The organism is Bradyrhizobium sp. CCBAU 51745, from assembly GCF_028128715.1.
Lineage (GTDB): Bacteria > Pseudomonadota > Alphaproteobacteria > Rhizobiales > Xanthobacteraceae > Bradyrhizobium > Bradyrhizobium manausense.
Map to the genome: position 1 here is coordinate 265,825 of NZ_LBJP01000008.1, position 22,759 is coordinate 288,583.

28 protein-coding genes and 1 tRNA gene are annotated in these 22,759 nt (G+C 63.3%); 13 read left to right on the forward strand and 16 right to left on the reverse strand.

What is annotated here, in order from left to right; genetic code table 11:
- The first annotated feature begins 12 nt into the window (after positions 1-12).
- Positions 13-804 (forward strand): aldolase, encoded by a 792-nt coding sequence (locus XH98_RS12005; protein ID WP_271618706.1) that lies wholly within the window; start codon positions 13-15, stop codon positions 802-804.
- 106 nt (positions 805-910) lie between these two features.
- Here the strand turns inward: XH98_RS12005 and XH98_RS12010 are convergent, their stop codons facing one another.
- Positions 911-2,143 carry a lytic murein transglycosylase gene (locus tag XH98_RS12010; RefSeq protein ID WP_271618707.1) on the reverse strand — a complete coding sequence of 411 codons (1,233 nt, stop codon included), beginning with the start codon at positions 2,141-2,143 and terminating at the stop codon, positions 911-913.
- Positions 2,144-2,281: 138 nt separating this feature from the next.
- Between XH98_RS12010 and XH98_RS12015 the strand changes: the two genes are divergently transcribed.
- Entirely contained in the window at positions 2,282-2,533 is a 252-nt protein-coding gene (locus XH98_RS12015) for a hypothetical protein (RefSeq protein ID WP_271618708.1), read from the forward strand.
- A gap of 85 nt (positions 2,534-2,618) precedes the next feature.
- Entirely contained in the window at positions 2,619-2,795 is a 177-nt protein-coding gene (locus tag XH98_RS12020; protein ID WP_271618709.1) for a hypothetical protein, read from the forward strand.
- 6 nt (positions 2,796-2,801) lie between these two features.
- Here the strand turns inward: XH98_RS12020 and XH98_RS12025 are convergent, their stop codons facing one another.
- Positions 2,802-3,323 (reverse strand): MarR family winged helix-turn-helix transcriptional regulator, encoded by a 522-nt coding sequence (locus XH98_RS12025; protein ID WP_442868568.1) that lies wholly within the window; start codon positions 3,321-3,323, stop codon positions 2,802-2,804.
- Between the two features lie 57 nt (positions 3,324-3,380).
- Here XH98_RS12025 and XH98_RS12030 point away from each other — a divergent pair, with 57 nt between their 5' ends.
- Positions 3,381-3,860 (forward strand): carboxymuconolactone decarboxylase family protein, encoded by a 480-nt coding sequence (locus XH98_RS12030; protein WP_271602820.1) that lies wholly within the window; start codon positions 3,381-3,383, stop codon positions 3,858-3,860.
- Positions 3,861-3,880: 20 nt separating this feature from the next.
- A complete protein-coding gene (locus XH98_RS12035; protein ID WP_271618710.1) occupies positions 3,881-4,378 on the forward strand; it encodes a cupin domain-containing protein in 498 nt (165 codons plus the stop codon).
- Between the two features lie 51 nt (positions 4,379-4,429).
- Here the strand turns inward: XH98_RS12035 and XH98_RS12040 are convergent, their stop codons facing one another.
- From XH98_RS12040 to efp, 3 genes are all read right to left on the reverse strand, one after another.
- Positions 4,430-5,338 (reverse strand): amino acid ABC transporter substrate-binding protein, encoded by a 909-nt coding sequence (locus XH98_RS12040; RefSeq protein WP_271618711.1) that lies wholly within the window; start codon positions 5,336-5,338, stop codon positions 4,430-4,432.
- A 154-nt stretch (positions 5,339-5,492) separates the two neighbouring features.
- A complete protein-coding gene (locus XH98_RS12045) occupies positions 5,493-7,115 on the reverse strand; it encodes a M23 family peptidase (protein WP_271602817.1) in 1,623 nt (540 codons plus the stop codon).
- 36 nt (positions 7,116-7,151) lie between these two features.
- Entirely contained in the window at positions 7,152-7,718 is a 567-nt protein-coding gene (gene efp / locus XH98_RS12050; RefSeq protein ID WP_057754657.1) for an elongation factor P, read from the reverse strand.
- A gap of 162 nt (positions 7,719-7,880) precedes the next feature.
- Here efp and epmA point away from each other — a divergent pair, with 162 nt between their 5' ends.
- From epmA to XH98_RS12065, 3 genes are read left to right on the forward strand one after another with little or no spacing between them, the layout of a single operon-like run.
- Entirely contained in the window at positions 7,881-8,933 is a 1,053-nt protein-coding gene (gene epmA, locus XH98_RS12055) for an EF-P lysine aminoacylase EpmA (protein ID WP_271618712.1), read from the forward strand.
- On the forward strand, positions 8,930-10,024 hold the full coding sequence (locus XH98_RS12060) for a lysine-2,3-aminomutase-like protein (protein ID WP_271618713.1): 1,095 nt from the start codon (positions 8,930-8,932) through the stop codon (positions 10,022-10,024). Before epmA ends, XH98_RS12060 begins: the two co-directional genes overlap by 4 nt.
- Positions 10,025-10,066: 42 nt before the next feature.
- Positions 10,067-10,321, forward strand: a complete 255-nt coding sequence (locus XH98_RS12065; RefSeq protein ID WP_057754665.1) for a hypothetical protein — start codon at positions 10,067-10,069, stop codon at positions 10,319-10,321.
- A gap of 54 nt (positions 10,322-10,375) precedes the next feature.
- On the opposite strand, the gene XH98_RS12070 is transcribed toward XH98_RS12065, so the two are convergent.
- From XH98_RS12070 to XH98_RS12095, 6 genes are all read right to left on the reverse strand, one after another.
- Positions 10,376-11,461 (reverse strand): 3-deoxy-7-phosphoheptulonate synthase, encoded by a 1,086-nt coding sequence (locus tag XH98_RS12070; RefSeq protein WP_271602814.1) that lies wholly within the window; start codon positions 11,459-11,461, stop codon positions 10,376-10,378.
- Between the two features lie 233 nt (positions 11,462-11,694).
- Positions 11,695-12,273: an HdeD family acid-resistance protein gene (locus XH98_RS12075; RefSeq protein WP_057754671.1), complete on the reverse strand. Its 579-nt coding sequence runs from the start codon at positions 12,271-12,273 to the stop codon at positions 11,695-11,697.
- Positions 12,274-12,342: 69 nt separating this feature from the next.
- Entirely contained in the window at positions 12,343-13,383 is a 1,041-nt protein-coding gene (locus XH98_RS12080) for a PrsW family glutamic-type intramembrane protease (protein ID WP_271602812.1), read from the reverse strand.
- Positions 13,384-13,937: 554 nt separating this feature from the next.
- A complete protein-coding gene (locus XH98_RS12085; RefSeq protein ID WP_271618714.1) occupies positions 13,938-14,195 on the reverse strand; it encodes a hypothetical protein in 258 nt (85 codons plus the stop codon).
- Positions 14,196-14,368: 173 nt separating this feature from the next.
- Entirely contained in the window at positions 14,369-14,995 is a 627-nt protein-coding gene (locus XH98_RS12090; protein ID WP_271602810.1) for a PilZ domain-containing protein, read from the reverse strand.
- 136 nt (positions 14,996-15,131) lie between these two features.
- The gene (locus XH98_RS12095; protein WP_271602809.1) at positions 15,132-15,797 is read right to left on the reverse strand and encodes a hypothetical protein; all 666 of its coding nucleotides are present in this window, start codon (positions 15,795-15,797) and stop codon (positions 15,132-15,134) included.
- Between the two features lie 319 nt (positions 15,798-16,116).
- Here XH98_RS12095 and XH98_RS12100 point away from each other — a divergent pair, with 319 nt between their 5' ends.
- Positions 16,117-17,562: a glycosyltransferase gene (locus XH98_RS12100; protein ID WP_271618715.1), complete on the forward strand. Its 1,446-nt coding sequence runs from the start codon at positions 16,117-16,119 to the stop codon at positions 17,560-17,562.
- Between the two features lie 134 nt (positions 17,563-17,696).
- Here XH98_RS12100 and XH98_RS12105 read toward each other — a convergent pair.
- Positions 17,697-17,771, reverse strand: a tRNA-Glu gene (locus XH98_RS12105).
- Between the two features lie 227 nt (positions 17,772-17,998).
- Here XH98_RS12105 and XH98_RS12110 point away from each other — a divergent pair.
- The 3 genes from XH98_RS12110 to XH98_RS12120 are packed head-to-tail and all read left to right on the forward strand — an operon-like array spanning position 17,999 to position 18,709.
- Positions 17,999-18,253 (forward strand): PilZ domain-containing protein, encoded by a 255-nt coding sequence (locus XH98_RS12110; protein WP_057754690.1) that lies wholly within the window; start codon positions 17,999-18,001, stop codon positions 18,251-18,253.
- Between the two features lie 46 nt (positions 18,254-18,299).
- Positions 18,300-18,536 carry a porin gene (locus XH98_RS12115; RefSeq protein ID WP_271618716.1) on the forward strand — a complete coding sequence of 79 codons (237 nt, stop codon included), beginning with the start codon at positions 18,300-18,302 and terminating at the stop codon, positions 18,534-18,536.
- Between the two features lie 5 nt (positions 18,537-18,541).
- Positions 18,542-18,709: a hypothetical protein gene (locus tag XH98_RS12120; protein WP_271618717.1), complete on the forward strand. Its 168-nt coding sequence runs from the start codon at positions 18,542-18,544 to the stop codon at positions 18,707-18,709.
- A 118-nt stretch (positions 18,710-18,827) separates the two neighbouring features.
- On the opposite strand, the gene XH98_RS12125 is transcribed toward XH98_RS12120, so the two are convergent.
- From XH98_RS12125 to XH98_RS12135, 3 genes are all read right to left on the reverse strand, one after another.
- Positions 18,828-19,466: a glutathione S-transferase family protein gene (locus tag XH98_RS12125; RefSeq protein WP_271618718.1), complete on the reverse strand. Its 639-nt coding sequence runs from the start codon at positions 19,464-19,466 to the stop codon at positions 18,828-18,830.
- A gap of 347 nt (positions 19,467-19,813) precedes the next feature.
- Positions 19,814-20,266, reverse strand: coding sequence for a VOC family protein (locus tag XH98_RS12130; RefSeq protein ID WP_057754696.1), 453 nt, complete (start codon positions 20,264-20,266; stop codon positions 19,814-19,816).
- Positions 20,267-20,623: 357 nt separating this feature from the next.
- Positions 20,624-21,136: a hypothetical protein gene (locus XH98_RS12135; RefSeq protein WP_271618719.1), complete on the reverse strand. Its 513-nt coding sequence runs from the start codon at positions 21,134-21,136 to the stop codon at positions 20,624-20,626.
- Positions 21,137-21,341: 205 nt separating this feature from the next.
- Here XH98_RS12135 and XH98_RS12140 point away from each other — a divergent pair, with 205 nt between their 5' ends.
- Positions 21,342-22,142, forward strand: a complete 801-nt coding sequence (locus XH98_RS12140; RefSeq protein WP_271618720.1) for a hypothetical protein — start codon at positions 21,342-21,344, stop codon at positions 22,140-22,142.
- 160 nt (positions 22,143-22,302) lie between these two features.
- On the opposite strand, the gene XH98_RS41055 is transcribed toward XH98_RS12140, so the two are convergent.
- Positions 22,303-22,719, reverse strand: coding sequence for a tannase/feruloyl esterase family alpha/beta hydrolase (locus XH98_RS41055; RefSeq protein ID WP_442868575.1), 417 nt, complete (start codon positions 22,717-22,719; stop codon positions 22,303-22,305).
- Positions 22,720-22,759: the final 40 nt, after the last annotated feature.

Below are 22,759 nucleotides of genomic sequence, written 5' to 3' on the forward strand. Positions count from 1 at the left end.
GTCTCCTTCGCCATGGCGCACAGCCTTCACGCCTCCTCACCTGCTGCCGTTCGCTCGAACCGGCCAGACCTTGCGACCGACGCGATCCGCACCGCGCGCGAGGATCTCGCCGCATGCTTCCGCATGGCTGCGCGTAACGGCTTTGAGGAAGGCATCTGCAATCACTTCTCGGCCGTGGTGCCCGGGCACGATGATCTTTTCCTCGTCAATCCTTACGGCTACGCCTTTCGGGAGCTGACGGCGTCAAAGCTTCTGATCTGCGACTTCCACGGCCACGTCCTTGACGGTGAAGGTGAGCCCGAGGCAACCGCATTCTACATTCATGCCGAGATGCACAAGCGCCTGCCGCGCGCCAAGGTCGCGTTCCACACCCACATGCCTTATGCGACCGCGCTGTCGATGACCGAGGGCGATCCCTTGATCTGGGCGGGTCAGACCGCGCTGAAATTCTACGGGCGCACGGCCGTCGACCGCGACTACAACGGCCTTGCGCTTGATAACCGCGAAGGCGCGCGCATCGCGTCGGCCGTGGGCGATGCCGACATCGTCTTTATGAAGCATCATGGCGTGATGGTGCTGGCGCCGACCATCGCGGAGGCGTGGGACGATCTCTACTACCTCGAGCGCGCCGCCGAAGTACAGGTGCTGGCGATGTCGACGGGACGCAAGGTGTTGCCGGTCGATCCCGCGATTGCGGCCGCGACCTACCAACAAATGCGCGAGGGCGATTCCGAATCCGCCCGGTTGCATCTCGCCGCGATCCGCCGCCAGCTCGACGCGGAAGAGCCGCAGTACAGGCATTGAAATCAAAGAGGTCATTCCGGGGCGAGGCGAAGCCTCGAACCCGGAATCCGGAGATTGTTGCGCGAGATTCCGGTTCGCGCTTCGCGCGCCCCGGAATGACGTGCCACTACGATCCCTGCCGCAGCTTCGCCAGCACCTTCAGCCCCCCGTAGCCGTCGGCGGGCGTGATCCCCGCGCGCAGCTGGAAATCCTTGATCGCCTTCATCGTGTCGTTGCCGACGCGACCATCGGTGCCGCCGGTGTCGAAACCGGCCTTGGTCAGCCGCGTCTGCATCTCCTGCACCTCGGCAAGCGTCAGCACGCGCTCGGAGCCGGGGAAGGGCTGGATGAAGGGTGGCGCGCCGAGGCAGCGGTCGCCGAGATGGCAGATCGCGAGCGCATAGTTCATCGAGGGATTGTAGCTCTTCACCGCATAGAAGTTCGGTCCCAGCAGGAAGGTCGGGCCGCCCGCGACCGGCGTCCACATTTGCGCGGTTGCATTTGGCTGCGGGAACGGCTGGCCATCGGCGCGGGTGACGCCGGCCGCCTGCCACGCCGCATAGGTGCGGCTGCCGCTCATCTCGCCCGACGCGCGCACCTCATAACCCCAATGCTCGCCACGGCGCCATTTGCCGCGATTGACGAGATATTTTGCCGTCGATCCCAGCGCGTCGTCGGGCTTGCCGAACGGCGAGACCTTGCCGTCGCCGTCATAGTCGATGCCGACATTGAGCCAGACCTCCGGCATCCATTGCGAATTTCCCATCGCGCCGGCCCAGGAGCCGCGCATCTCTTCGGGCGTGCTCCAGCCCTTGTCGACGATGCGCAGCGCATTGATGAGCTCGGCCTCCCAATAGGCCTTGCGCCGCGGCTCATTCCAGGCAAGCGCAGCAAGCGAGGGAAACACCGGCGTCATGTGGTTCTGCTGCACCAGCGGATCGCCGTAAGCGGACTCGACCCCCCACAGCGCCAACAGCGTGCCGCGCTCAACGCCGAAATCACGTTCGATGCGCGCGAACAGCGCCTCGTTGTTCTTCAGCGCGATCTTGCCGTTGATGATGCGCCAGTCGGAGACGCGGCGGTTGATATATTGCCAGACCTGCTCGTGAAACTCCGGCTGGTTGCGCATTTGCCTGAACACGCTCATGTCGGGTTCGATCCGCGCCATCGCGCGTTGCCACGTCGCGGCCGAGATGCCTTTTGCCATGGCGCGCGCACGAAAGCCTTCGCGCCATTCGTCAAAGCCGGGAGGCGATGCGAGGACACGCGTCGGAGCTGCGAATAGCGCGGTTGCGCCAAGCGTGGATTGGAGCAGGGCGCGCCTGGTGATGCGATTGGCGGAGGAATCAGCTTGTTTCATGGCGTCATTCTAGCGGGAAACATGGCTGCTGTGAGCCGGTTCCTGGAACGCGCGGAACCGGCCGTTCCTCCGGAACAAAGGGTCGCGCTCTTGCATTCCTTTCGAAGATGGTTGGTTCATCGGAATATTCGAGGTCGAATGCAGATACGCGCGCATGCGGAGAGCCATGTCGTCGAGCTCGACGACGGATCGTGCTGGCGGATTTTCCCTGGCGATCTCGCGACAACGCTGAGCTGGAAACCTGAAACGGATTTGCGCCTGGAGCAGAGCGGCGACCGGGTGAGTTCGCATGTGCTGGTCAATGGCACGGACCAAAGCCGCGTCCGCGTGATCGCCGCAGGCGAAGACTGGCCGGACGGTGAGGTCAAAAAAGAGTTGAAGGGCGGATAGGCCGCGCCTGCGCCGCGCTGGATATCCCCATTTTTAAGCGTGTCGATTTACGCTCGGTTCGCTTCTGTCTGCGCATGATGCGTCCATGCGCGAACTGTTCGACATCATCCGTGCCAATCCCTGGCCGTTTGGCGCCGGGTTGTTGGTCGTGGTCCTGATGATCATCGCCGAGAATTTTGGCCGCGGCATCCAAGGGGACGGCGCCGCGGGCGGTGATTTCGGTGGTTTCGATGGTGGCGGGGACGGAGGACGCTGTGACTAGCCTCGCCTAGTCCTCCTGCAGCTCCGTCGCGACATTGGCGAGCCAGCGGCGAATGCTTGCCTCCGCCTTGGCATCGAGGCTACCGGCCAGACGCTTCTCCAACCCGATCACGCGCTCTCTGCAAGCCTTCAGGAGTGTCGATCCGCGCGGTGTCAGCGTCCATTGCTGGATACGGCCATGGACGGGATGCGGCGTCATCACAATCGCGCCGTCGCGCGCGAGGTTTCGGATGATCACGCCGACGGTCTGCGGCGTCAGGAAGGTGAGGCGGGCGACGTCGGCGCCTGACAGGCCCGGATAGGCATTCAGCATGGTCAGCACGGCGAATTGCGGCGAGGTCACGCCGAGATCGGCCAGTGTCCGTTCCATCTTCAGCCGGACGGCAGCGTTGGCCTGGCGTAACAGGTAGCCAAGATAGCCCTGCTCGCCGCGCTTGCCCTCGCCGGGCGCGGGAACACGCACCGCGACCTCCTCGCCGGATCCCCTCCGCTCCGGTTTCGATTTCGTGATGCTGGCCAGCTTGCGCATAATATACGAACTCTTATAAGATATAAGTAGTCTTACAATATCACGAGGCGAACCGCAATGTCACACGCGCGCAGCGAATACGAGGATTTCAAGCGGGTCGCGCCCGATGCGTATGATCTGGTGCTGGCACTCGGTCAGGTCGCGGCGAAGGCCGGGCTCGACAAGCAACTGCTCGAGCTGGTCAAGTTACGTGCCTCGCAAATCAATGGTTGCGCTTTTTGTGTGCAGCATCATGTTCTTCTCTCGGAGCGGCTCGGGATACCTGCGGACAAGCTCCACCTGGTCGCCGTCTGGCGCGAGGCACCGATCTATTCCGCGCGCGAGCGTGCCGCGCTGGCTTGGGCCGAGGCTCTGACCCTGCTGCCCGATCGGTTCGGCGACGAGGTCTACGACGAGGTGCAGCGCGAATTCTCCGAGACCGAACTGATGTACCTGACGTCGGCCATTGCCTCGATCAATGTCTGGAACCGTTTTGGCGCGGCCTTTCGCTGGACGCCGCCGAAGCGGCAGGTCGCGGCCAATGCCGCAGCATCCTGAGTCAAGCGAGGGAAATGACCATGACGGCTTTGAGTTTGGCGGCCGCGCCACGTCAATCGCGATCGATGGTTTTGGCCATCGTCGGCGGGCTTGCTTGTGCATTCGCGATTGGCAAGGCGCTGCCGGTGACGATGGATACGGTCTCAGGCGCGCTATCGCCGCTCTGTGCGACCGCTGCAGAAAGCTCGCCGCTCGACAAGGTCGAGCCGATCGGCTCCTACGCGCTGCCCAATGTGCCGGGCAAACGCGTCACTATCGTGCGCGTGTTCTACGGTCCCGGCGGGTTTTCGCGGCCGCACCGGCATGCGGGTTCAGTGACCGCTTACATCACCAAGGGCGAGATCCGCTCCCAGCTCGGTGGCGGTCCGGTCGAGACGTTCGGCGTCGGGCAGTCCTTCTTCGAGCCGCCGGGCGCGACGCATCTGGTCTCCGCAAATGCCAGCATCACGGAGCCTGCCGCACTGATCGCCGTGTTCGTGGCGGATGAGGGCGCCGAACTGACGACGTATCTGGACTGACCGCCATAGTCCGGATGTCGTTACGCGCCATCCGGGCCGCGTAAATTATCCTCAGCCTCCGTAAGACGCGGGATCCGGATTGTCGGACGGATTTTCGAACGACTTCTTCAGCGAAGCCGGCATCGGGACGTGGAAGTTCAGGCCGCGCGGCGGCACGGGCTCCATGAACCATCTGTTGTAGATCTTTTCGATTTCTGGGCTCTTGTAGAGGTTTGCGGTCGCCCGATCGACCACCGTCTTGAACGGCACGTCATCCTTGCGCAGCATGATGCCATACGGCTCCGGATCGGAGAACGCGCCGTTGCTGATGGCGTAGAGCGACGGGTCTTTCGAAGAGGCGATCATGGCCGCAAGCTGGATATCGTCCATGACGAAAGCCGCGGCGCGGTCGGTCTCGACCATCAGGAACGCCTCGGGGACATCCTTGGCGCTCATGACGGTGATGCCGAGCGAGCGGGCCAGGTTGGCCTTGGTGAGCTGGTTGATGTTGGTCGTGCCGGCGACCGAGACGACGGCCTTGCCCTTGAGATCGTCGACCTGATCGAGCCTCAGCGCCTTCTTGGACACGTAGCGGCTTGCCGTGAGGAAATGCGTGTTGGTGAACCATACCTGCTTCTGGCGGTCGGCGTTGTTGGTCGTCGAGCCGCATTCGAGATCGACCGTGCCGTTCGCCATCAGCGGGATGCGAGTGGATGACGTGACGATGCTCTCGTTGACCTCGAGCTTGTCCAGCTTGAGCTCGGTCTTGATCTCGTCGACGATCTTCATGCAGATGTCGACGGCGTAGCCGACGATCTTCTGCTTGTCGTCGATGTAGCTGAAGGGCACGGCGCTGTCGCGTATCCCGAGCGTGATCGCGCCGGTGTCCTTGATCTTCTTCAGCGTGCCGGTCAGTTCCTGCGCGTGTATCGGCGCAGCGAGAGCAGTGGCCAGAATAGCCACCGTGGTGAGATAACGCATGTGCTTCCCCTCGTCCTGTTTGTCAGGGAGGGAGCAAAGCAATTCTGGGGCCAGTGGAAGGTCTGGCGGTGCGGGGCGGGTCCGAAATCCGATCCGGCCGCCCGGGCCGCTGGCATTGACGGGTCATCGAAGCGCGGCGGCGGGTGCCGGCCGTTCAGTTCTCTTCGCTGCTCGATCCCTCGCGCAGGTCGGGCTTGACGACGTCCTCGGGCAGCGCGTGCGCGACCGGTTGCGGGGTGCCGGCGATCTCCGTGCCGATCTCGCGCCCGCGGGCGCGGATCAGGCGCTCATAAGCCGAGACCAGCGTAACGTAGGGGCTGACCCAGATCCAGCCGTCACGAGTGAACACCTGCACGTCGAAATGCAGGTGCATTGACGTGCCTGCGGGATGATCGAGATAGTTCGAGATCACGCCGATCTTCTCGCCCTCGGCGACGATGCGGCCGTTGATCACCCCGTCGGCGTTCAACGCCTGCGGATTCATGTGCATGTAGCGAAAGCGGATGTGCTCGGTGCGGCTGTTGACTTCAAGCGTCGCAGCCTGATCCTTGGAGGTCCGGATCACCATGGCGTCGCGCACGGCAACGACGCCGCGTTGCTTGGGATCGCAGGGCTCGCGGGCATCGCCGGGCGAGGGGCAGTCGGCGGCGCGGATGTCCTCGCCCTGGTGACCGAAGCCGCCGCCGCATTGCCAGACCTCGAAGCTGCGGGACTCGCAGAAATTGTCACGCCAGGGATAGGCGGTCGGGCGGTCATCCTTGTTGCGCTTGGCGTAGGATTGCGAATGCACGAAGGCCGGCGCCTTCTCGAGCGGGAAGCGGATCTGCGCATAGGCCATCACATCAGGGTGGCCGCCCTGTTTGCGATAGCCGGTGTTCGGGATGATGTCGCCGCTGGGCCGGTAGCCGAAATCCGCCGAGCGCGCGGCGGGGCGATCGATCACGTAGGAGGCAACGTCCATCAGCGGCCGCATGCGCTGGCCGCCTGTGACGTGGAGCGCCTTCAGGAAGCGCTCGGCGACCGGATAGGCCTCCTTGCACGCCAGCCGCCGCGGTTTTGCGACGCTGTCGAGGCACTGAATGGACACCACATAGGCCACACCAAACCGCGTGAAGGCGTAGCGCACATAGCCCTCGCGGATGAACTTCCGCAGATCCGGATAGATGGATGCCAGCGGTTTGACCGGCTCGCCCTTGCCGCCGGCGGGATCGGCGATGTCGTAGACGAGGGCAGATCCCGTGATTTGAATCTCGACCGGCTTTGCGAACACGCGGGCCGGCATGCCGTCGCCGGCACCGGGCTCGAGTGAAAACGTTGCGCTGTAACCGGCAGGGCCGGCGTCGAACATGTCGACGGGATTGAAATCGGCCTGGTAGCGCGAAAGCACTGATGTGGCCGGGGCACCGTTGCGTTGCGCCTCGAGATAGGCGGCAGCATCGAACGGCAGCAGCACGGGAACCGAGCTGCGGGCGATGCCGGTGTAGAATTGCGAGGAGATCGCATTGAGCTGCACCAGCGCCGGCATCCCCCGCGGATCAAAACGCGGCACCGACCGACGCGGCACGAAGATGAAATCGCCCGCGATCTGCGGGCGGCTGTTGATCTCGGTGCGGAGTTGGTCCAGCGCTGCGCGCCAATCGACGCGCAGGGCTGTGAGGGACGGGCTGCGGATCTCGTCCGCAGCGACTGGCGTGGCGGTGAGGAGTGCGAGCGACGCCAGAAACAGCGAGACGAAGCGGAAACTCTTCCCAACCACTGTCTCGCCCCCCGGCGGCACTTGCCCTGATCCCCGATCCCTTGGCCAGCCCCTGGCTTAGTCCTTGGCGCGCTCGGAGTAGGAGCCGTCTTCGGTCATCACCACGATGCGGGTGCCGACCGTGATGTGCGGCGGTACGGTGGTGCGGACGCCGTTGGACAGCACCGCCGGCTTGTACGACGAGGAGGCGGTCTGGCCTTTGGTCACGGGCTCCGTGTCCACCACCTCCAGCGTCACGCGCTGCGGCAGCGCGATCGACACCGGGTTGGTGTCGTGCATGGACAGCTTGACGGTCATATCTGGCTGGAGATAGGCGGCGGCATCGCCGACGACGTCCTTGGAAACCTGGACCTGATCGAAGGTCTCGGGGTTCATGAAGTGGAAGCCGTCGCCATCTTCATACAGGAAGGTGTAGTTGCGCTCTTCGATCGTCGCCTTTTCGACCTGATCGGTGGTCTTGTAGCGCTCGGAGATCTTTACCCCGTCCGAGATTCGGCGCATTTCGATCTGGCTGACCGGCGTGCCCTTGCCGGGATGGATGTTCTCGGCGCTCACGACGACATAGAGCTTGCCGTCTTGCTCGATCACGTTGCCCTTGCGAATAGAACTGGCGATGACTCTCAAAGCTGTATTTCCTGCTTGCTTGGCCCGGCTCAGGCCAGGACGTGGTCAAATCGATGGGGGACTTGGGGCCTCAAATCAGACCTCGGCGCCCGTTTCGGGCCGCAACATACTGATTTTGCCGTTGGATGCCAGCACTTTGCTGGTCCAGGGGACGTTCGGTTGATGGCTGGGGACAAGCCGATATCGCCGTTCTGGACCCCCTCGCGGCACCTCGACCGGCGGCCGTTCCTCCAGGCCAGGGCGGCCGTTACCGGGTCTGTCAGGGGCTTTTTCGCCGAGCAGGGCTTTGTCGAGGTGGAAACCTCGGTTCTCCAGGTCTCCCCGGGCAATGAGACCCATCTGCACGCCCCCAGGACCGAGATCATCCGCGCCGACGGCAGCCGAGCCAGCCGATACTTGCGGACTTCGCCCGAATTCGCCTGCAAGAAGCTGCTGGCCGCCGGCGAGCAACGGATTTTCGAGTTCGCCCGGGTATTCCGGGACCGCGAGCGCGGCGACCTGCATCTGCCCGAATTCACCATGCTGGAATGGTATCGGGCGGGGGCCCCCTACGATGCTATCATGGCGGACACGGTGGTCGTGATCGCCAGTGCGGCCCAGGCGACCGGAGTCGGGACCTTCGCCTTCCGGGGCCACACCTGCGACCCATTCGCCGAGCCGGAGCTGTTGACAGTTGCCGGCGCGTTCGAGCGTTTCGCTGGAATCGACCTGCTATCGACAATCTCGGGTAACAGCGGTAACCGGTCCGCGCTCGCTCAAGCGGCCGACGGTAAGGTCCGAGTCGCCGAGGACGACACCTGGTCGGACATCTTCAGCAAGGTCCTGGTTGAACATGTCGAGCCGCATCTGGGGCGGGGGCGTTTGACCATTCTGTTCGAATACCCGTCTCCAGAGGCGGCGCTGGCGCGGGTGAAGACGGACGACCCACGGGTCGCAGAACGGTTCGAGGTCTATGCCTGCGGCGTCGAGCTCGCCAACGGCTTTGGCGAATTGACCGACGCTGAAGAGCAGCGCAAGCGCTTCACGGAGTCGATGGCCGAGAAGCAGCGACGCTACGGCGAGGCCTATCCGTTGGACGAGGATTTTTTGGCCGCTGTCGCCCAAATGCCTGACGCCAGCGGCGTCGCGCTCGGCTTCGACCGGCTGGTGATGCTGGCAAGCGGCGCAACACGGATTGATCAGGTGGTATGGACACCACCTGCGGATGAGAGATGACCAAGACCAATCTTGCAAAGACCTTGCGCGAGCCGGCCGAACTCGTGGCTGCGGGCCTCGCGCCTGTCACGGCGCTGCCCGCGCTGGAGCGCGTGGCCGCGCGTTATGCAGTTGCGATCACGCCGGCGCTGGTCGATCTGATCGACCCCGCCGATCCCGATGATCCGATCGCGCGTCAGTTCGTTCCGGCCGCCGCGGAGCTCCAGATGCAGCCGGGCGAGAATGCCGATCCGATCGGCGACCACCCGCATTCGCCCGTATCGGGCATCGTGCACCGTTATCCCGATCGCGTGCTGTTCAAGCTCGTCCATGTCTGCGCGGTCTACTGCCGCTTCTGCTTCCGCCGCGAGATGGTCGGTCCCGGCAAGGAGAACGCACTCTCGGACAGCGCCTATCGCGCGGCGATCGACTACATCCGTACGCATAGCGAGATCTGGGAGGTGATCCTGACCGGCGGCGACCCCCTGATGCTGTCGCCGCGTCGCATGAGCGAGATCATGGCTGATCTTGCTGCAATCGATCACGTCAAGATCATCCGTCTTCACACCCGCGTGCCCGTGGCCGACCCTGCGCGTATCAGCGAGGACATGGTCGCAGCACTCAAGGTCGAGGGCGCGACCACCTGGGTCGCGCTGCATGCCAACCATGCACGCGAGCTGACGGATACGGCTCGCGCCGCCTGCGCGCGCCTGGTCGATGCCGGGATTCCCGTGGTGAGTCAGTCCGTGCTTTTGCGCGGCGTCAATGACAACGTCGCCGCTTTGTCGGATTTGATGCGGGCCTTCGTCGAATGCCGGATCAAGCCCTACTATCTGCATCACGGCGATCTCGCGCCGGGCACGGCGCATCTTCGGACAACGCTGGCGCAAGGGCAGGACTTGATGCGGCAGCTGCGCGGACGGGTGTCAGGACTGTGTCAGCCCGAATACGTGATCGACATTCCCGGCGGCGTCGGCAAATCACCGATCGGGCCGAATTATGTGTTGGCGGCACAAAATACCGCAGTCGATGCTGGTGATGCGATGACGGAAACGCGCTATCGTATCGTCGACTATTGCGGCGATGTTCATCTCTATCCGCCCGAAGCGTGAGCGGGTCAGGGGGACGGCGGTTTGAGGAATGGAGGTACGGATATGAAGAAGATCATGGTGGCGGCATCGCTCGTGGTCTTGCTTGGCGGAGCAGCGATTGCCCAACCCGCCGCCAAGGGATCGACGTCAGGTGGCGCAAGCTCGGGATCGGTGCCGCAGGCGCCCGTCGGCCATCGACAGCCCCGTGCCGGCGACGTTCCGAACGAAAAGAATATCAGCAGCGATCCCAACGATCCCCTGAGCAAGGAAAACCTGGCGCTCGACAAGAAGATCAAGAGCATCTGTCGCGGCTGCTAGCAACAAGAGCGGGCAGGGCGCGAGCAGCGTCGCCCCGCCCGCGTTTGTCCCTGATTACGCGGAGCGCTCGTGCAGTCCGGCGCGAGCAGTGTTGCGGCGGATTTCGACCGCATCAGCGAGCTGCTCGAGCACGGTGGCCGTTGTCGCCCAATCAATGCATCCGTCGGTAATGCTCTGGCCGTACACGAGCGGCTTGCCCGGTACCACATCCTGACGGCCCGCGACGAGATTGCTCTCGATCATCACGCCCATGATGCGATTCTCGCCGCCCGAGATTTGGCCCGCGATGTCGGCCATGACCAGCGGCTGGTTTTCCGGCTTCTTGTTCGAATTGGCGTGGCTGGCATCCACCATCACCAGCGGCGCGACGCCTGATTTTGAAAGTTCGTTGCACGCTGCCGCAACGCCTGCCGCGTCGTAGTTCGGCTTGGCGCCGCCGCGCAGGATGATGTGGCAGTCCTCATTGCCCGCGGTCGAGGCGATCGCCGAACGGCCAAGCTTCGTCACCGCCATGAAGTGATGCGGATGCGAGGCCGACTTCACCGCGTCCGCCGCGATGCGCACGTTGCCATCGGTACCGTTCTTGAACCCGACCGGGCAGGACAGACCCGAGGCCAGCTCGCGATGGATCTGGCTTTCGGTCGTGCGCGCGCCAATCGCAGCCCAGGAGACGAGGTCGGCGATGTATTGCGGCGTCGTCATGTCCAAAAATTCCGTGCCGGCGGGGAGGCCGAGATTGTTGACGGCCGAGAGCACGTTGCGCGCGAGGCGCAGGCCCTTGTTGATGTCGAAGCTGCCGTCGAGATCGGGGTCGTTGATCAGGCCCTTCCAGCCGACTGTCGTCCGCGGCTTCTCGAAATAGACCCGCATCACGATCTCGAGCTGGTCGGCGAGGTCTTCGCGCAGCTTAGCGAGGCGCTCGGCGTAGTCGAGCGCCGCCTTGGGATCGTGCACCGAGCAGGGACCGACGACGACCAACAGCCGGTCGTCCTGGCCGCCCAGGATGGCGTGGATGGCGTTGCGCGCCGCCATGACCACACGCGTGGCTGTGAGGGTGCGCGGGACCTCCCGCATCACGTCCTCGGGCGTGCTCAGCTCTTTCAGTTCGCGGATACGAAGATCGTCGGTCGTGCTCAGCACGGCGGGCTCCTGTCTGTTTCGAGAACCTGCCGGCCAATAAAAAAGCCGCCAGGTCTGGCGGCTGTTCGGACTTTGGCTTCAATACCTTAGATTGAGCGCGATCCTCCTGCCGCCAGCAAGCTGTCGTAGCTAAAGTACCAAAAATAGCTGGTGGCGACGGTGATCATGGCCGGTCATATAGCGCGCCGCCAGCGAGTTGTCACCCCCCAATCGGCGCGCATGGGCCAGGTGCCTCAGCTGCTGCTCTTGCGCGCCGCCAGCGCCATGCCGATCAGGGTGGCGCCGCCGAACAAAAGATTGATGCCGACGAGCACGCCGATGGCCCATTCTGCCGAGCTAGGCAGTCCCGTGATCACCATGAACGCGATCGCGATGTCGACCAGGCCCGAGATCAGCAGCCACGACCAGCGCCCGCTCAGCTCGCGGCGGTGCTCCAGGGCGTACATGATGGTGGTGACGCCCTCGGCGAGGAAATAGGCGCCGAGCACGATGGTCAGCGTCAGCACGGCCTGCATCGGGCGCGCCAGCAGTAACATGCCGGCAAGTACGGCGAGTGCCGCAGAGATCAGCGACCACCAGAAGCCCGGCGTGGCGCGCGCCCAATAGGTCGCGATCAATCCGCCGATGCCGCTGATCAGGAACATCCAGCCGAGGAAGATCGTGACGGCGAGGCTCGCGAGCGGTGGCAGGATCAGCGCGGCAATGCCGAGGACGGCGAGCAAAATGCCTTCGAACAGAAAGGCCTTCCAATGCGCCTTGACCGCCTTGCTCATCGCAGATTGCAGCCGTGAAAATTCCTCAGGCGACGTCATCGGCAAGCTCCAGATCGAAAGATGTAGGTTCAATCTAGGACGCACACACGACGCTTGCCATGCGATGGATCAACCGCCGCCGTGCGCTGACGAAAAACCTTCGCCAGTTGTGCGGATGCGGTTGCGGCCGAGCACGTAGATCGCGGTCGTAACGACCAACAGCGCAAGGCCGAGCAGAATCGAGACGAAGCCGATCGGGATCAGTGCCAGCGTCAAATTGCGGTCGGGGTTGATGAGCCAGTGGTGGATCGAGGTCAGCACGAAGGCGAGGCCGAGGAAGCCGACGCCGCCGCCCGCCAGCCACAGCGCCCACATCCGGCGCAGCTGGCTGAGACGTTCCCGCGCGATATCGGTGCGGGGCGCGTGATGGCGTGCGACGCGGCGCACCAGACGCATGGCGAAGGCAATCGAGCTGAAGCCGATCAGCAGGCTCGCGCCGCCGAGCCACATTCGCAAGGTAGGATCGAGGTCCGGCATGCGTTGGAGCGTGAGCAGCGGGAAGTCGAAGGCCGAATGCAGTGCCAGCGGGCCGGCGAAGATCAGCAGGCGGCTGGAGAGGCGGGCCCAGTCGCGGTGATGGCGGTTCGCGCCCAGTGCCGTGCCGGCACGCGCGATCGTCAGATAAGCGCCAGCGATGATGCCGAGTGCGCCATGGAACGGGACGGTGAGCACGCTGCGCAGCGCTGCCAGCGATCGCCACATCTCGGCGTGCTGGACCAGATAAGCGAGGTTTTCGTACGCCGCGAAACCGAGGCCGACGGCGGCGCCGTAAACCACGGTATCCATGGGATTGGCGAAGGTCCGCCGCTTGGTCGAGGAGACCAGCACGATCGCGATCACCTTCACCGCCTCCTCGGGCAGCGCGACGCCGAAGACCGAATGCATGGCAAGCTCCGCCCAGGGATTTTCGGGCGCGGCGACCATCTTGGCGAACGGGGCCCGGGCGAGGCCGAGAAGCGAAATGCTGGCTGCGCCGAGCAGGAACGCCGTCCAGACCTGGGCTGGCGGTCCAGGACGTTCCTCGGCCGCGATCACAAGCCACAGCATCAGCAGTGCCGGGGCGATGGCGGCCGTTCCGATGACGGTGGGTAACGCTTCAATCAGGTACATCGGCGTCGAAAATAGGTTCCCTTGGCCGGCTTATCCACTCGCGGCAGTTGCGACCATCTGTCATGCACTGGCTGTCGCGTCGCTTAACAAGCGCGACAGCTGGCATTCATCAGGACCCCTACGTGTTGGAATACCAGCGCGATCAACTGCATGACACGACCGCCCTGGCGTCCTTGGTGACCGTTCCCCGGTTGTTGTTGGACCGGAATTGCCAAGGTGGATCAAGGTGGTGCGCCAGTTTCTTCACGATGCACGTCTGCGGGCTTCGAGTCCAGAGGCGGGCGTGAAGCCTCCCCCGGACAGCGCGAGTCCCTAGTCGCGCTTGGTTACACGTTGGCGCGGCGGTGACGCAATTCGGCGGGCTCGGATCTGCTCCAACTCCCAAAGGGCGCGTACGAGGCACGTGCCGAGACAGGAGACGAGAAGGAACAGCAGGAAGGCCTGGTCGACGGCTGGGATCTGCATCATGGCAAATATTAAGCAATGCGCATGCCATGCGTTCCCGTTCTCGCCTGCGCTGAGCGCATAGACGACCACGCCGCCGCTTGCGGCGCTCAATGCGTGGTGAGCGGCGATGGGGCGTCGGGCGCGACGTCGAAGGCGCCGAGATGGAATTCCCCGGCGATGGTCTGGTCCAACTCGGAAGCGTTTGCAAGTAGCGTGAATGCGGCTTGCGGGTATTGCTTCCAGATATCCAGATCGCCGGCCGTGATCGTCAGCCAGCCGAATGTGTACATGTAGCGTCCAGGCTCGGTCACCCGCCCGACCCGGTCCCAAGTGATCTTGTCAACTGTGATCCTACCGACTGCCATCCGGTCCCCCGATCGCAAGTCTGCAACTGACGGTCCGGCGCGCCGGACCCTCGAAGGTTGATCCTGCATTGGGGCCGGGATAGGGCAGCGATGCTTAGGCACATCGCTTGGGCACGTCGCTTGGGAAAGTCGGTTGAGCAAGTCGGTTGACCGCAGGAGGCTGAGCTTCGGCGTCAAGCCGGCGGCGGCGCAGCCTGGCGCACGAGCAAGCGGACGAGGTTGTCGCGCTGCTGCTTCTCGGCGAACTTCACCGCGAAGCCATTGTCGAACTTTCGGATGACGCGCCCGACGCAGGCGCCGACTGCAAGCGGGGTACCTAGCGTCGGGTCATATTCGCAGGAGATGGCGACGCCGGCGGTGGAGACGTCGATGATGAAGCAGGAATGACCGCTGCCGTCGGCCAGCGTCAGAGTGGTGTGGGAGGCCTGCGGAACGAAGCGGGCCTCGCGCCGCAGCTCCTGGATGCTCTCATCCCTCTGCTTTTTCTCGAGCCAGGTCAGCTTTTCCGACATCCAGGCGCGACGCGCCCGCGTCATCTCGAGCTCCATCAGGAAGCCCGACTTGAGCGTTGCGCTGATGGTGCCCTGGAATTCGCCGAAATCCTGGAAGTAGGAGGTCACGCGCTCGCCGATCTTGCCGACGACCGGCACGTCCACGATCATGCGGAACGGCGAGACACGCTTGGTGCGGCAGGCGAAGTTTCGCAACTTGCCCTCGCAATCATACCAGCGAGGCAGCGAATAGCTGCCGTCCACCGTCACTTCCACTGCACGCTGCCTGAGGAACTCTGCGACGGACATGGGCGCCCAAATTGTGTTTCGGATTGTTTCCGTACTTCCACGGTAGCAATCGAGTTCTAAGCAAATGATACCGGAGCTCAGGAGCAGGGGTAAATTTCCGGTAAACGGGCGACCTCGCCCGGACCGGACCAGGTCTTCAAACGGCGCCGAGCAGCACCACCAGCAGCAGCGCACCGATGGCGATCACGAATTTGATGGTCGTAACAGTCAGGCCGTCGAGCCCGACCTCCCATCCGAACCGCAGCCGAGCACGTCGCATCGCAAGCGATCCGAGGGCTTCGACCACGGAGAGCGCAAGGGCGATGCCGGCGATGTTGGCCCACGACTGCGACGGCGGCAGGAGCGGCGCAAGCCAGACCGGGGCGGAAGTTCGCAAGCACGCGAGCAGGGCGATCCATCCGAACCACGAGGCGAACGCTTTGATGAGGTCGGGCCCGACCGTATCGGGCTCGAACCGGACGCCGACCGCCGCGAAGGCGCCTTCGATGCGCGCATCGTCGGCCAAGAACAGAAACGCGCCGAGATAGAGGGGAATGCGCGACATGCACAGAATGGCGATCGCGCCGAACAGGACGATATAGCCGAACAGATCGCCGAGGATGTCCAGGCCACTCTTTCGTGCCGGCACCGGTGCGACAGCGGGCTGATGCTGGGGCACCGATCTGGCGCGCGCCATGTGCTCCAGCATCTTGGCGCGCCGGTCGGGCGAATAGGACGTCGCACGATGCATCCAAGTGGGAGGCGCGCTCGTCGCCGACGGGACGCCCGACTGGTCGTTCTTGGTGGATTTGCGCTGCTCCATGGGCCGAACCGATCTTGCCGTCCGTGACGCCATCGCGGCGGGCGGGGCGGTTTCCTTCCGACGTTGGTCGGAGGTGAGGGGCGGGGAGGTTCAAGCCTGGATGGCGGATTTTCTCGGGCCCGAGGCCCGATCTCGCGTCATCGCTCGTCGACCATCTTCCTGTTGATCTCGTCTCCCAGTTGCGCTTGTGTACCGCAAGGTCTGGGGGGACCATGTTGATGGCTATTTTCATGGCTGCGTCGTCTTGCGCAGCCGCGTTTGGTTTCGCGATTGATTTCAGTTCGAGCGGGCTCAACCAGGCCTGTGGCTTGCATTGGACATGACCGTGACGTCCGGCTGCCTGTCGCCGCGGAAAGCGGGCATTCTCGATCACGCTGAGCGCATTGCCACGGATCGCGTGGCATGGCGGGAAAAGAACAGCTTTTTCCACCACGAGGATGAGCGCTATCTCCAGTTTCTGATCCCCGCAAGGAGTCGCGTGCTCGACATCGGCTGCGGCGTCGGTGATACGCTTGCGAGCCTCGCGCCGTCATATGGCGTTGGAATCGATTTCTGTCGCAAGCAAATTGCGATCGCGCGGCAGCGCCATCCTGATCTCATGTTCGTCGAGGGCGATGCCGAGGACCCGGTGACGCTCGAGGCGCTGCAGGGCCCGTTCGACTACATCCTCGTCCTCGATACGATCGGCTCGCTTGAGGATTGCCAGAAATTCATCGCCCAGCTCCATCCGCTCTGCACCCGGGATACGCGGCTGGTGATCGGCTACTTCTCCCATCTCTGGTACCCGGTGCTCAAATTCGCCGAATTCGTCGGCCTGCGGATGCCGCATCCCGAGCAGAACGTGCTGTCGCCGCCTGATTTGCGCAGCCTTGCCAGGCTTGCGGATTTCGATCCGGTGAAGTCGGAGCAGCGGGTGCTCTTACCGGTCCGGATGTTCGGGCTCGGACGCTTTCTCAATCGTTTCGTCAGCGTGCTGCCGGGGATCCGCCAGTTGGCGTTGCGGCACTATCTGGTGGCGCGCTCCAGCCTCAAGGCGAGGGAAGAATTCGCCTCGGCCACCGTCGTCGTCCCGGCGCGCAACGAGCGCGGCAATATCGAGCCTGCGGTCCAACGCATTCCCGATTTTTGCAACGATATCGAGATCATCTTCGTCGAAGGCCACAGCCAGGACGGTACCTTCGAGGAGATGGGGCGGGTCAAACAGGCCTACCCGTCCAAGGACATCAAGGTGATGCGTCAGCCCGGCAAAGGCAAGGCCGACGCCGTCTTCACCGCCTTCGATGCTGCGCGCGGCGACGTGCTGGTGATCCTCGATGCCGACCTGACCATGCCGCCGGAGCAGATTCCGAAATTCGCCGAGGCGTTGCTGTCGGGCAAGGGCGAATTCATCAACGGATCGCGCCTGGTCTATCCCATGGATGATGGCGCGATGCGCTTCCTCAACCTGATCGCCAACAAGATCTTTTCCTATCTGTTCTCCTGGCTGCTCAATCAGCGCTACACGGACACGCTGTGCGGCACCAAGGCTCTGCGCCGCAGCGACTATCGGCGCCTGAAGGCCGGCAAGGCCTATTTCGGCGATTTCGATCCGTTCGGCGATTTCGACCTGATCTTCGGCGCCTCGAAGCTCAATCTGAAATCGGTGGATCTGCCGATCCGCTACGCCGCGCGCACCTATGGCGAGACCCAGATCTCGAGGTTTCGACATGGCTGGATGTTGCTGAAGATGGTGGCTTTCGCCTTCCTCAAGATCAAGGCGATCTAGATCGCGGACCATGTCAGAGCATTGCAGCTTTCCTGACGCACGCGTAAGCGGGAGGATCAGAGCTCTGCGCGCTCGCCTGCGCCAAGGTGCAGGCCGAGGTCGCGGGCGGCGCGGTGAGGGGAAGTCCGGCTGCGTGGCGCTCCCTAGCGGAATCGAACCGCTCTCTCCACCGTGAAAGGGTGGCGTCCTAACCGATAGACGAAGGGAGCAAACGCAAGGCCACGCCGCTGATGGCGACAGGCCCGCTGGCCGTCCGAGTCGTGCCCGGCGGCTTGCAGCGGGCGAACGTATAGTGGCCTTTGCGGCCGTGGGCAAGCCGTTCCGGCAGGCTCTTTGGCCGGCGGTGGATAGAAGGCCCCGGACTGGTTCGGGCCGCGATTTCAACGGTTTCTTAGGGTTCCTTGCGCTAGCGCTGACGCGGGAGATATTTTCGCCGATGCCTCAGCCCAAGAAGCGCGCAGCCCGCAAGCTGCTGTCGCAGCACGCCTGGATCACGCTGGACGGCGGATTCGCGGCGCGGCATTGCCTGGTCCGGGACATCTCGCCCTCGGGCGCCAGGATCACGCTGGACGAGGATGCCAGCCAGCTTCCGGGCGTGATCCGGATGGCCTTTGCGCGGGACGCCCGGACCGGGCGCAGCTGCCAGGTGGTCTGGCGCCGCGGCAAGTCGGCGGGCGTCCGGTTCCTCTGACCGCCGCCGGATGGCGCCCGCTAGCGCGCCACGCTACAAGGGCCGCATGCGTGCTCTCCTCATCCTCGCCTCGCTCGCGATGACCCAAGCCGCCGGCGCCGAGACCCTGCGCCTGCCGCCGACCGACCAGACGCAGTCCGCCAAGACCCTGCCGCTCAAGGGCACAAGCGGGACAGCGAAGGCCAATGCCTGCGCCGCCTATGGCCAGGGCTTCACCATGGTCGAGGGCACCTGCGTGAAGATCGGCGGGGCGGTCCGCCTCGACACCACGGTCAGGCACTGAGGCCGATGCCGGCGGATCTGGTGCGGCTCGATCTTCTGGTGCCCGTGCTGATGTATTGCGCGCTGCTGTGGTGGGTCGGCCGCGGGCTGTCCTGGACCGCAAGGATAGCCACGGTGGTGGTGACGCTGGCGCTGATCGCCATCGTCGTGACGGTCGAGCGCACCTGGCACTAGGCCCCTTCAAACCAAAATGCGAAAACAACCCCATGCACAGTAGACGCCGAGCGCGGGCTGTTTTGCGCGGTTTCGGCAATTCAGCATGCGATTTCCGTCCCTTAAGCGCGCCAGCGGCTCACGACATCGGCGGGGCCACATGCTCGGCAAATCCCGGCCGCTTGCCGAGCGCGGCGAGCCACCGCGTCAGGTTCGGCTGCGCCGGACGGGTGATGCCCTCGACCCCCAGCCAGCGCCGCGCATAGGCGCCCACGGCGATATCGGCGAGCGTGAAGGCGTCGCCCTCCATGTAGGGGCGGCTCGCCAAGAGCTGATCCGCGATCGCCCAGACCTCGGCGGCGGCATCGGCATCCTTCTGCACCTGGATCATGTCGCGCTCGGCGGGCGGCGTCCGCACGATGCCCCAGAACACCGGGCGGTCGACCGGCTGCACCGTCGACAGCGTCCAGTCGAGCCAGCGGTCGACGCCGGCGCGCAGCTTCGGCGCTTCCGGATAGATCGGCGTGCCGCGTCCATGCGCCATGCAGAGATAGCGCATGATCGAATTCGACTCCCACAGCGAGAAGTCGCCCTCGACCAGCGTCGGCACCCGCGCATTGGGGTTCATGGCGAGATAGGCGGGCTCGCGGGTCTTGCCGTAGGCCATGCCGGCATCGATGCGCTGATAGGGCAGCGCGAGCTCCGTCAGGCACCACAGCACCTTCTGCACGTTGACCGAATTGGCGCGGCCCCAGATCGTCAGCTGTGTGTCCGGCATCAAGCGTCTCCCGCAGGTTTATTTATCGCGGGTGATAGCCGAATTCGCCGTAGGCAGCGACGCCGATTGCGCGCGCCCCTCATGCAAAAAGCTCCGCTCAGGCGAGCGGAGCTTTCATTGCGGGGTAGCCGAATGCGACATCAGCAAGATGCGTTTGCGCTGGAGCGACAAACGCTAAACGCGTTCGCGCTGATATCAATGGCCGAAGAACAGCCACAACAGAATGATCACCGGGATCGGCACACCCAGCAGCCACAGCAAAATTCCGCGTCCCATCGCGTTCTCCTCCATCAGCATTATCGGAGGGCCAACGCCGGCCGCGAGCGCTTGTTCCTGCTGATAGCCGCCTACCAGTGCCCGGTGTTCGGCATTGAAACCCAGGGCTCGGCGGGCGCCTTCGGCTCGCCCTTCTGCAGCAGCTCGATCGAGTGCAGATCGGGCGAGCGGACGAAGGCCATGTTGCCGTCGCGCGGCGGCCGGTTGATGGTGACGCCGGCCTTCTGCAGCTTCTCGCAGGTGGCGTAGATGTCGTCGACCTCATAGGCGAGATGGCCGAAGAAGCGGTCCTCGCCATACTTCTCCTCGTCCCAGTTGTAAGTGAGCTCGACCAGCGGCGCGCCGCGCGTCGGCGGCTGCTTTTTCAGTGCCTCGAGATCGTCAGGCGCGCACAGGAACACCAGCGTGAACCGCCCCTTCTCGTTGTCGATCCGCCGCACCTCCTTCAGCCCCAGCGCATCCTGGTAAAACTTCAGCGCGACATCGAGATTGCGCACGCGCAGCATGGTGTGGAGATAACGCATGGTTGTTGCTCCTTTTGGGTCGGAGGGTTTTGCTTTGGGCCGGAACGGCGAGGGAGAGATAGCAGGAAAGTGGGGGGAGGGGCAGGGGGCGGGGAACCTGAGGCAGGGTTGGGCCTGTCGGAAAATTGCGGTCAAACTGTTTGGTGGGGGGGGGGGGGGGGGGGGTTCTTCTGCTGCAACGCCCATAGCGAGTGCTGGAGCAACAGACGGCGCGGTTGCTGAAGCCAGCCAAGCTTGATTGCAGTGCCACCGCTATCCGACGCTGACGATATTTTGAAGACCGGGAAAACTCGGCAAAGACGTTTGCGTTATAGGACCAATGGGAGACGCCGAAGAGGTGAGGAGATGAGCAATTTTTCAATTTTCACCATATTCAGTGCCGGTCTGTTCGTCCTGCTGATCCATGGTTTGGTCGCCTCCGACGTATCGCAAAGGGAAGATTTGGACACTGCTTCCTTGCGCAGAATTTGCGAAGCGGAAAACGTAACCGATGTCCAAATTCATGAATGCACAATCAGACACAGAATGCAGCACGCCGTCGAAGCACGATTGAATCGAAGAATTGCGGTGACAGTGCCCTAAATTGGGTATCCGCCGAGCACTATTCGAAAGCCGCTGCAAACGCGACGCCGGGGCACCATTCGAAAGCCGCTGCAAGGGTATACAGCCCGCAGGACGGGTTGAGCCCTTGCGAAACCCATCGCTCTTGTTGCGTGGTAGTGCCGCCCCATGACCGCGGACCTCCTCGGCTTTGTTTCGTGTGGAGGCTTCTTCACCGTCAATCGGGCCGAGCGGAAGCTGACGTTGCTGACGGGTTATCTCGGGTTTACGGAGAGCGGTAATCGAGAAGAGATGGGTTTCGCGGGGCACAACCCATCCTGCAAGCTCAATTCACAATGGCCGTTAGGCGGCCGCACGGCGACGACGTGTGGAGTTTAGTGCACTGTCACCGCAATGAAATGTGAGCCGGCTTCCCGGCACGTCCGATGAATGGAGCCGGCAACATACTGGTGACAGCGGTTCAATTGGTGCACAGTTCCTGCTATTCGCGATGCCGATGGAAGAATAGCGGCGAATGGAAGAACAACGGATTCTGCGCAGAGTTGAAACTTGGCCTGGTCGACGTCCGACACAGCTTGCCTTCGAGGCACGCGGCTACTCGCTCCACCGAGCGTGGCAAGAAAGGGTCGCAGGTTTCTGTGGCGAGGGCCAGAGCGATATTCTCAATCAATATTGGGATGACGTCGCTCTGGAAACGATGCAATCGCTGGGACGCGGCGATCCCGACACGCGGAAGTTCGTTATCCAGCCCCGGTATCGCTCGCGTCTTCTGGACGGGCTTTTCCTCGAGAGGGTCGTCGAAGAGCCGTTTCGAGCTCCGCCACTGGTCCCATGCTTGTTCGAGCGCTACAAGAAAATCTACTTCGACGCGGCATTTCGAGAAGGTGAGACCGCCTTCTTCCGGAGTCTACATGAACGCGAAAGAGAGCGTTTGGGTATCAAGCCAACCAATTGGTCTGGCAGGAAGCGTGATTTTGTTCCTTTCGCGGATGAATTCTGTACCGCGCTTGGTTTCACCCGCCGCCGCAATCAATGGCTGAAGACGATCGCGGACTTTGATGATGATGCTCTGATTTTTGAAGTTGGGGTCGATACCGGGGGGAATGCGTTCTGCATCGGCCCGCCGATCATCTTCAAGATCTACTGCGAGAACGATCCGAAGTTCGCCTTTGAGATCACAAATTTGGAAACTCTCGATCGGTTGGTTCCTGGCGTCATCGAATACAAGCGGGTTTTCGAGAGCGACGATCTGTTGCTTGGCGGCAAGGCGCTTATCGAACTGTTTGACGTCATCGCGGAGTCGCTGAACGATTGAGAGCCTCACTACGGTGACAGTGCTCGACTGCACCCCCGAAGTGAGACACGAAAATTTCGGTGACAGCGGGGCAGAAAATTACGGTGCACTCAATTGCTTCCGCCGCCCACTATTCGAAGTCTCTGCAAGATGAATTGAATGCATAACCGCGCGCATCTCCCTACCTGCACTCAAAACTCGCCGCGCTCTCCGGGTCGCCTTGGCCCTTGTACTGCGCATGTTGCGGATAGGCGCAAAGCGGGCGGCTGCGGCCGGGGAAGGCGGGTCCGGTCGCGACCACCTGATCGGGCGCCTTGCCGTCTTCGACCCAGTTCACGACCGCGCTGAGCAGATCGAAACGATCGAGCGTTTCGCCGCTCGAGCAGTGACCCATGCCGGGCACCAGGAAGGCCCGGCTCGATGTCTCCCGCACCATCTCCATGCCGCCGGACTCCGCCGCCATGCGCTCGTAGTAATTCACGGTGTCGTTCGCCGAGAACCAGGGATCGCTCACACCGTGGTAAAACAGCAGCTTGCCGCCACGGCCGAAATAGCTCGACAGGTTGGTCCAGTAGGCGGTGTTGGTGAGGCGATCCATCCCGCTCGCGTTGACCCGGTCTTCGAGTTGATCGACGTCG

Coding starts and splice junctions, on each gene's coding strand:
- XH98_RS12005 (WP_271618706.1), top strand. CDS start 13: ATGGCGCACAGCCTTCACGCCTCCTCACCTGCTGCCGTTCGCTCGAAC.
- XH98_RS12010 (WP_271618707.1), bottom strand. CDS start 2,143: ATGAAACAAGCTGATTCCTCCGCCAATCGCATCACCAGGCGCGCCCTG.
- XH98_RS12015 (WP_271618708.1), top strand. CDS start 2,282: ATGCAGATACGCGCGCATGCGGAGAGCCATGTCGTCGAGCTCGACGAC.
- XH98_RS12020 (WP_271618709.1), top strand. CDS start 2,619: ATGCGCGAACTGTTCGACATCATCCGTGCCAATCCCTGGCCGTTTGGC.
- XH98_RS12025 (WP_442868568.1), bottom strand. CDS start 3,323: ATGCGCAAGCTGGCCAGCATCACGAAATCGAAACCGGAGCGGAGGGGA.
- XH98_RS12030 (WP_271602820.1), top strand. CDS start 3,381: ATGTCACACGCGCGCAGCGAATACGAGGATTTCAAGCGGGTCGCGCCC.
- XH98_RS12035 (WP_271618710.1), top strand. CDS start 3,881: ATGACGGCTTTGAGTTTGGCGGCCGCGCCACGTCAATCGCGATCGATG.
- XH98_RS12040 (WP_271618711.1), bottom strand. CDS start 5,338: ATGCGTTATCTCACCACGGTGGCTATTCTGGCCACTGCTCTCGCTGCG.
- epmA (WP_271618712.1), top strand. CDS start 7,881: ATGGCTGGGGACAAGCCGATATCGCCGTTCTGGACCCCCTCGCGGCAC.
- XH98_RS12060 (WP_271618713.1), top strand. CDS start 8,930: ATGACCAAGACCAATCTTGCAAAGACCTTGCGCGAGCCGGCCGAACTC.
- XH98_RS12065 (WP_057754665.1), top strand. CDS start 10,067: ATGAAGAAGATCATGGTGGCGGCATCGCTCGTGGTCTTGCTTGGCGGA.
- XH98_RS12075 (WP_057754671.1), bottom strand. CDS start 12,273: ATGACGTCGCCTGAGGAATTTTCACGGCTGCAATCTGCGATGAGCAAG.
- XH98_RS12080 (WP_271602812.1), bottom strand. CDS start 13,383: ATGTACCTGATTGAAGCGTTACCCACCGTCATCGGAACGGCCGCCATC.
- XH98_RS12085 (WP_271618714.1), bottom strand. CDS start 14,195: ATGGCAGTCGGTAGGATCACAGTTGACAAGATCACTTGGGACCGGGTC.
- XH98_RS12090 (WP_271602810.1), bottom strand. CDS start 14,995: ATGTCCGTCGCAGAGTTCCTCAGGCAGCGTGCAGTGGAAGTGACGGTG.
- XH98_RS12095 (WP_271602809.1), bottom strand. CDS start 15,797: ATGGAGCAGCGCAAATCCACCAAGAACGACCAGTCGGGCGTCCCGTCG.
- XH98_RS12100 (WP_271618715.1), top strand. CDS start 16,117: ATGACCGTGACGTCCGGCTGCCTGTCGCCGCGGAAAGCGGGCATTCTC.
- XH98_RS12110 (WP_057754690.1), top strand. CDS start 17,999: ATGCCTCAGCCCAAGAAGCGCGCAGCCCGCAAGCTGCTGTCGCAGCAC.
- XH98_RS12115 (WP_271618716.1), top strand. CDS start 18,300: ATGCGTGCTCTCCTCATCCTCGCCTCGCTCGCGATGACCCAAGCCGCC.
- XH98_RS12120 (WP_271618717.1), top strand. CDS start 18,542: ATGCCGGCGGATCTGGTGCGGCTCGATCTTCTGGTGCCCGTGCTGATG.
- XH98_RS12125 (WP_271618718.1), bottom strand. CDS start 19,466: ATGCCGGACACACAGCTGACGATCTGGGGCCGCGCCAATTCGGTCAAC.
- XH98_RS12130 (WP_057754696.1), bottom strand. CDS start 20,266: ATGCGTTATCTCCACACCATGCTGCGCGTGCGCAATCTCGATGTCGCG.
- XH98_RS12140 (WP_271618720.1), top strand. CDS start 21,342: ATGGAAGAACAACGGATTCTGCGCAGAGTTGAAACTTGGCCTGGTCGA.
- XH98_RS41055 (WP_442868575.1), bottom strand. CDS start 22,719: ATGGATCGCCTCACCAACACCGCCTACTGGACCAACCTGTCGAGCTAT.